Source organism: Campylobacter sp. BCW_6465 (assembly GCF_001762815.1).
Lineage (GTDB): Bacteria > Campylobacterota > Campylobacteria > Campylobacterales > Campylobacteraceae > Campylobacter_D > Campylobacter_D jejuni.
Map to the genome: position 1 here is coordinate 1 of NZ_MJXN01000090.1, position 5,444 is coordinate 5,444.

General features: G+C 30.6%; 12 protein-coding genes. 2 read left to right on the forward strand and 10 right to left on the reverse strand.

All coding sequences use genetic code 11. The features are described from left to right. From AJ886_RS06900 to AJ886_RS06940, 10 genes are all read right to left on the reverse strand, one after another. Positions 1–285: phage holin family protein (locus AJ886_RS06900; RefSeq protein WP_002875551.1), on the reverse strand; the 285-nt coding region annotated here is incomplete at its 3' end. A gap of 2 nt (positions 286–287) precedes the next feature. Further along, a complete protein-coding gene (locus AJ886_RS10790) occupies positions 288–410 on the reverse strand; it encodes a hypothetical protein (protein ID WP_261662421.1) in 123 nt (40 codons plus the stop codon). Further along, positions 397–645: a hypothetical protein gene (locus AJ886_RS06905; RefSeq protein WP_070280988.1), complete on the reverse strand. Its 249-nt coding sequence runs from the start codon at positions 643–645 to the stop codon at positions 397–399. The genes AJ886_RS10790 and AJ886_RS06905 overlap by 14 nt, the downstream gene beginning before the upstream one ends. After that, the gene (locus AJ886_RS06910) at positions 642–983 is read right to left on the reverse strand and encodes a hypothetical protein (protein ID WP_002784498.1); all 342 of its coding nucleotides are present in this window, start codon (positions 981–983) and stop codon (positions 642–644) included. The genes AJ886_RS06905 and AJ886_RS06910 overlap by 4 nt, the downstream gene beginning before the upstream one ends. Positions 984–993: 10 nt before the next feature. Further along, positions 994–1,383: a YcbK family protein gene (locus tag AJ886_RS06915; protein ID WP_070287097.1), complete on the reverse strand. Its 390-nt coding sequence runs from the start codon at positions 1,381–1,383 to the stop codon at positions 994–996. Beyond that, positions 1,373–1,738, reverse strand: coding sequence for a hypothetical protein (locus AJ886_RS06920; RefSeq protein WP_002790266.1), 366 nt, complete (start codon positions 1,736–1,738; stop codon positions 1,373–1,375). The genes AJ886_RS06915 and AJ886_RS06920 overlap by 11 nt, the downstream gene beginning before the upstream one ends. Next, a complete protein-coding gene (locus AJ886_RS06925) occupies positions 1,735–2,088 on the reverse strand; it encodes a hypothetical protein (RefSeq protein WP_002790896.1) in 354 nt (117 codons plus the stop codon). Before AJ886_RS06925 ends, AJ886_RS06920 begins: the two co-directional genes overlap by 4 nt. After that, positions 2,085–2,312, reverse strand: a complete 228-nt coding sequence (locus tag AJ886_RS06930; RefSeq protein ID WP_002875630.1) for a hypothetical protein — start codon at positions 2,310–2,312, stop codon at positions 2,085–2,087. The genes AJ886_RS06925 and AJ886_RS06930 overlap by 4 nt, the downstream gene beginning before the upstream one ends. Beyond that, positions 2,312–3,199 (reverse strand): Mu-like prophage major head subunit gpT family protein, encoded by an 888-nt coding sequence (locus AJ886_RS06935; protein ID WP_002790002.1) that lies wholly within the window; start codon positions 3,197–3,199, stop codon positions 2,312–2,314. The genes AJ886_RS06930 and AJ886_RS06935 overlap by 1 nt, the downstream gene beginning before the upstream one ends. Next, on the reverse strand, positions 3,199–4,239 hold the full coding sequence (locus AJ886_RS06940) for a phage protease (protein ID WP_070287445.1): 1,041 nt from the start codon (positions 4,237–4,239) through the stop codon (positions 3,199–3,201). The genes AJ886_RS06935 and AJ886_RS06940 overlap by 1 nt, the downstream gene beginning before the upstream one ends. 130 nt (positions 4,240–4,369) lie before the next feature. Between AJ886_RS06940 and AJ886_RS06945 the strand changes: the two genes are divergently transcribed. Together AJ886_RS06945 and AJ886_RS06950 are read left to right on the forward strand one after the other, a co-directional pair. Continuing rightward, positions 4,370–4,834, forward strand: coding sequence for a DUF1804 family protein (locus AJ886_RS06945; RefSeq protein WP_002901330.1), 465 nt, complete (start codon positions 4,370–4,372; stop codon positions 4,832–4,834). Continuing rightward, a partial coding sequence (locus tag AJ886_RS06950) for a phage baseplate assembly protein V (RefSeq protein ID WP_070287446.1) occupies positions 4,831–5,444 on the forward strand: 614 nt, incomplete at its 3' end. The genes AJ886_RS06945 and AJ886_RS06950, both read left to right, overlap by 4 nt.

Sequence of the window (5,444 nt, forward strand, 5' to 3'; positions counted from 1 at the left end):
CTTTTCTACAAGTTGCTCAATTTTAAGCAATGCATCTGTCCCCATATAAGCTGCAAAACCACCCACTGCAACGCTAAGCTTTATGCCAAAATTAAGATAATTTACAATTTCAAAAACTAGATATGCTACAAACATAGAACCTAGCATGCCTTTTAAAAAGAGTGTAAATTTACCTTTTAAATTAAGAGCTTTGCTTAATTTATTTTTTGTTACAATTCCTACAAGTCCAGCTATAAAGCTTACTATCATTAAAACCATATATACAAATATATCTTCTAATTTCATTGCTAGTTCCTTGTAAAAATTTCAAATAAATATAATAAAGCTAAAGCAAAGCTTGAAAATAAAAGAGCTATAAGAAGATCTTTTGCAATGCTTTTTTGATTTATCATTTTATTATTTTCTTTCATCTTTCTCTCCTGTGCAAAGCTTGGCTATATTTTCAACTTCTAAGTAATACTTAGAGATTTCTTTAGCACTTTCTAAGTCTTGTTTGTCTAAAGGCTTTAAAGGAAGTTTTAAAGGGCATTTAATAGGAACTTTAACTTCTTTGATTTCAGTTTTAATCAAAATATCTTTAGAAGCACAAGCGCTTAAAAAAACAAAAGGTATAATTAATAGGAAAATTCTCATTTTATCATTCACTTTTTTGCTCCTAAAATATTAAATAATTCTTTATAAGCTTTAAGTTCACTCTCACAGCTTTTATCTTTAATAAAAACCTTATCCACTTTTAAAACTTCTTTTAAAGTCTCTTTGGGCTTTAAATCAAGTTTTAATTTATCAATAGCTTTATTTTGCTGGGCTAATTTATCTTTAAAAACATTGATTTCATTGCTAAAATGCAAAGCTTTAAGTTTTAGATTTTCATTTTCTAAAGCTAAAGCATTGTTTTTTAAATATAAAAAACCACAAAGAGCAATTAGAACAAAAAAAGCTATTTTTGAAGGACTTAAAAACCTTGATAAAATAAAACTAAACACAATCTTTTCCTTATGGATAAGTCCATCTTGCTTTTTTGCCTCTAGTGTCTAAATGCACAAACCCAGCATAAGGATCATTAAAATTATGCTTTATGGCAATCCCTAAACCTCTTTCGCCATAGGTGTTTAAAACATATTGATGAACTTCTTCTGTTTTAACTCCTTTAACCACAAAGTCCGCTGCACTTCCTATAGTGTGTTGGCTTTTAGGGGCTCCACCAACATTTGCATTATGCTCTTTGCAGCGATATCCACTATTTATAATAACAGGAGCATTGTAATGTTCTCTGATTTCACAAAGAATGTCTATAAGCTCATCACTTGGTACATTTTGAGGCAATTCACATTTGCCGCATTTACATTTAAATTCGCTTTCTTTAAAATAAGGGTTATTTTTCATTTTCTTCTTCTCCTTCTGGTTTTGAAAAAATTTCTATATTAAATTTAAGCCTATAAGCAAATAAAGAACTGCTTATAAAACCACTTTCGATACTGCTTAAAAGCTTTTTGCTTGTATCAAATTCAAAAAGTTTTAGTCTTAATTCATCTATTTTTTTAATCAAAGAATCTTTATCTTTATTAAAAGTATGAGAACTAAAAATCAATGAAAAATTCACACTATCTTTATGATGATTAATACTTGTTAGGCTTTCAAGCATTAGATAAAGTCCGCCTTGTTTGACATCTTCGTAATTTGCTATGCCTATCGCATTAAAATGCTTTAATAAATCTTTGCTAACACTATCTAAAGTCAAAACCTGTCCTTTCTTTGCATAATTTTAAGTCTTAAAGAGCTTAAATTTCCTTCTTTATCAATCAAAGGTGCATTTTCAATTCGTTTTAAAGCATTATCTAGAAGGATTTTATCTTCATCATCTAAGACGATTTTAAGATAAATTTTTATGCGAATGTATGCAAAATCCTCCCAAATAAAATCAGCAATATCTTTATTTTTGCAAATATCATCTGCATCTTTTGCTGCTTTAGCTACTACTTCTCTTGTAATTTCATCGATATTTGCTAAGTTTTGTTGTGCTCTTTTCATCAGTGCTAACTCTTTTAAAGTAAGAGCTAGCATTTTAGGAGGAGAAAGCAAGGCTATCATTTATCTTGTTTTCCTTTTTTTGTTTCTTTGTTTTTTAAAGACTCATTTATTATAGTTTCTTCATTTTCTTCTAAAGTCTTTTGTTTTTCCTTTAAAAATAAAGCTTTTTCTTTTTCAAACTCTTGCTTTTCCTTTAAAAACAAAGCTTTTTGATCGTCATTTTCTTTTGGATTTAAAATTGCATTTTGATTTCTAAGTTTATTAGCTGAAACTATATTGTCCATTATTCTGCCTTTCCGCTTGATTTATAAGCTAATTGCCACAGTCCATAACCTGCATTGTCTTCGCTATCGATTCCATATTGGAAAGTCTTACGCATAAAAGCAGCTTCATCAGTAGGATTATCTTTAGCAACAAACTCAGCTCCTTTGTTGATTTGCAAAATTAAAGGTTTGATTGGTTTGGTATTGTCAATTAAATACCAAGCGTCTTGATCGCTTAAATTTGGACTTGTAAATACTTCTACAACGCCTTTAAAAACATTGCTTGAACCATTGATTAAATCGCTATTTACAATCTCGAGTGCTTTTGCTTCCAAGCTTAATGGTACAACCAAAAGAGCAGGATTGATATTTAAAGTGCGTCCGCTTTCATTAGTCAGTGCACGCATGTTTTTTCTAGCCTCCATAAGACTTGCAGCACTTAATTTTTTATCTCCAAGATTTGAAAAACTCACACCACCAATATCGTGATCATTTGCAAAAAATGCTTTTCCATCAAAGCAAGTTTGATTTTGCTCTAAAAGTGTAAAAATAAGATCATTATAATGATTTTGTACTTCGTAAGCTAACATTTCAATTTGTGGTCTTATTATTCCTAAATTATCGTAAGTTATTACATCTCGTGGTACTTCAATGGAACTTTCCCAATCTTTTTTAGTGATAGTATAACCTTGACCCTTAAGTTTGCTAAATTGACGATCGCCTATCCATTCACGCATTTTTGGTAAAGATGCTAAAAATTGATATTCTACAACCAAAGAATTTGCATTGGTTACCATTGCAAATTTTTCATAATCTTTATTTCCACCTTCAAGAGCATTATTAAAAATGGTTGAAAACCCCTTATTCACTGCTTGCATGTAAGCAGTGCTTAATTCTGTAAAAGCCATTATTTGCCTCCTTTGATTCCAAGTTGTTTAAAAACTTTTGCCTCATAAGCATTAAGTTCTTTTCTTTTGTTTGTAAAATTAAGTTCTTTTTTACCTAAAACAATATTTGCTTCTTTTTTGCAAACATCAAGATAATCTTCTAAAACCCTGCCTTTCATATTAAGAGCTTTTTGATAGCGATTTGGTAAAATAAGTCCATTTTGCAAAAGAGAATCAAGGCGTTTTTTATTAAGCTCAATCTCTGTTTCTTCATTTTTGTTTAAAGCAGTTTCAAGTTTTGCTTTAAGTTCTGCAATTTGTGCTTTTAACTCTTCATTTTCTTGTCTTAAAGTTTCTAACTCGCTGTCTGGATTTTCACCTTCACCTACACAATCTTCTGTCTCTTGTACGGATTCTTCTACATTTTCAGCTTGTTCTTCTACTTGCTCGGCTAATTTTTGTAATTCTTCTAATTCTTCTTCGTTCATTGTATTCCTTTCTTTTTTTAATTTCGCGGATGAACTAAAGTCATCCTTGCGAGTGGGAGTTTCACTCCCTGCACCCACCTGAAGACCACGCAAGGCCTTGCCTTTTCTAGCTTCTGTCCCACTTCGTGGGGTGCTTAACTTTGAATTTTTGGTGCTATTGATTAATGACCTAGCTTTATTTAAAGCCCTGTTTAAAAGATTGGGCTGATTTACAAGTCCCATGGCGTCTAAATGAATAACATTTTTATCATCATCCACATAATATTCAGGGCTTAAATATCTAAAAGCCTTATTTTCAACAAGTTCTTTCCCTTTGGGCGTTAACTCAAGACTTGCATAAATGCCATCTTCTCTTAACTCTAATGAATTTCTATCAAACCAGCCATAAGCTTCTCCTCCTTGATGATTAAGATTTAACGCTATATCAAGTCCATTTTTTTGTATATTATTGATTAATTTTTCCCCATCTATCTTAAATACTCTCCCATCAAGTCCTTTGGCTATTCCAATAGGAGAAATTTTTACTTTTTCATTTGTGAGTTTTGTATTAAGCTCTAATAATAAATCACGCATCAAAAGCCTTTATTTTTTCGCATAATCATAAGATAAAAAATGCTTTTAAACCACCTATTTAAAGTATATATAGACTGATTTTAAAAAAATAAAAAAATATAATTTCAAGCAATAATTCTAAAGGAAAAATATGAGCAAAAAAGAACTTGCTAAAAGTCTTTTTATACAAGGAAAAAGTATCAAAGATATATGTGTTTTAACAGGTCTTAGCAGACAGGGTATATACTGTATGAAAAAAGATGATTTTAGCAAGGGTATTGATTGGGAGAGTTTAAAATTAGCCGCTTTAAGAGATGAAAAAGATTTAGAAAATAAAGAAGCTATGTTTTTAAACGCATTGATTGGTGAGTTTGAGAGGTTTTTAGAAAGCGCTAGTAAAAATGAGCTTGATATTGATACTTTAGAAGCTTTAAATAAATACGCTAAAACTTATTGGACTATTAAAGCTCCACAAAAAGTAGATGTTAAGGCTTTAAATTTACAAACTTGTAAAAAAACTATTGATTCTATTATTGAGTTAGCAAGCACCAATGAAATAGTTTGTGAATGGCTTAGTGATAATAGTGATTTAATTATTTCAAAGGTTTTAAAATGAACGAACTTGGTATCATTTGCGACATTAAAGAAGGTAAAGCTAAGGTTGCTATTGGAGATATGGTAACGGATTTTTTAAGTGTTTTTCAAAGTCTAGCTAATTCTTATGCAGTGAGCTTTTCTCCTTTAAGAATAGGAGAGCAAGTATTAGTCATACCTGTGCGTGGGGATTTAAATAGTGGAGTTATTTTGCGTGGGCTTTACCAAGAAAAACATAGAGCAAAAAACACAGATGAAAATACTTTTAATATAGATTTTGAAGATGGAACACATTTAGAATACAACTCTAAGAGTAGCACTTTAAAACTTGATGTGGTTAAAGATATAAATATCACTTGTGTAGATAAAACCACCCATAACCAAAACAACACCTTAAATACTAAAAATCATACTACAAACGCTAATACCATAACGCTTAACGCTCCAAGTATTAATTTAAATGGTAATACTCAAATTGCAGGAGCAATTTCTACAAGTGGCGAAGGTGGGGCAAGTGGTACTTTTAGCATAAAAGGAAATTTAAACTTAATAGGTAATTTACAAGTTAGTGGAAATATAAGAGATAGCAAAGGTGATTTAACAAATCATACCCATTCTTGTACTTGTGGTGC

Excerpts from the sequence above, each read along its gene's own strand:
- AJ886_RS10790 (WP_261662421.1), bottom strand. The coding sequence starts at position 410 with ATGAAAGAAAATAATAAAATGATAAATCAAAAAAGCATTGCAAAAGAT.
- AJ886_RS06915 (WP_070287097.1), bottom strand. The coding sequence starts at position 1,383 with ATGAAAAATAACCCTTATTTTAAAGAAAGCGAATTTAAATGTAAATGC.
- AJ886_RS06925 (WP_002790896.1), bottom strand. The coding sequence starts at position 2,088 with ATGATAGCCTTGCTTTCTCCTCCTAAAATGCTAGCTCTTACTTTAAAA.
- AJ886_RS06930 (WP_002875630.1), bottom strand. The coding sequence starts at position 2,312 with ATGGACAATATAGTTTCAGCTAATAAACTTAGAAATCAAAATGCAATT.
- AJ886_RS06935 (WP_002790002.1), bottom strand. The coding sequence starts at position 3,199 with ATGGCTTTTACAGAATTAAGCACTGCTTACATGCAAGCAGTGAATAAG.
- AJ886_RS06940 (WP_070287445.1), bottom strand. The coding sequence starts at position 4,239 with ATGCGTGATTTATTATTAGAGCTTAATACAAAACTCACAAATGAAAAA.
- AJ886_RS06945 (WP_002901330.1), top strand. The coding sequence starts at position 4,370 with ATGAGCAAAAAAGAACTTGCTAAAAGTCTTTTTATACAAGGAAAAAGT.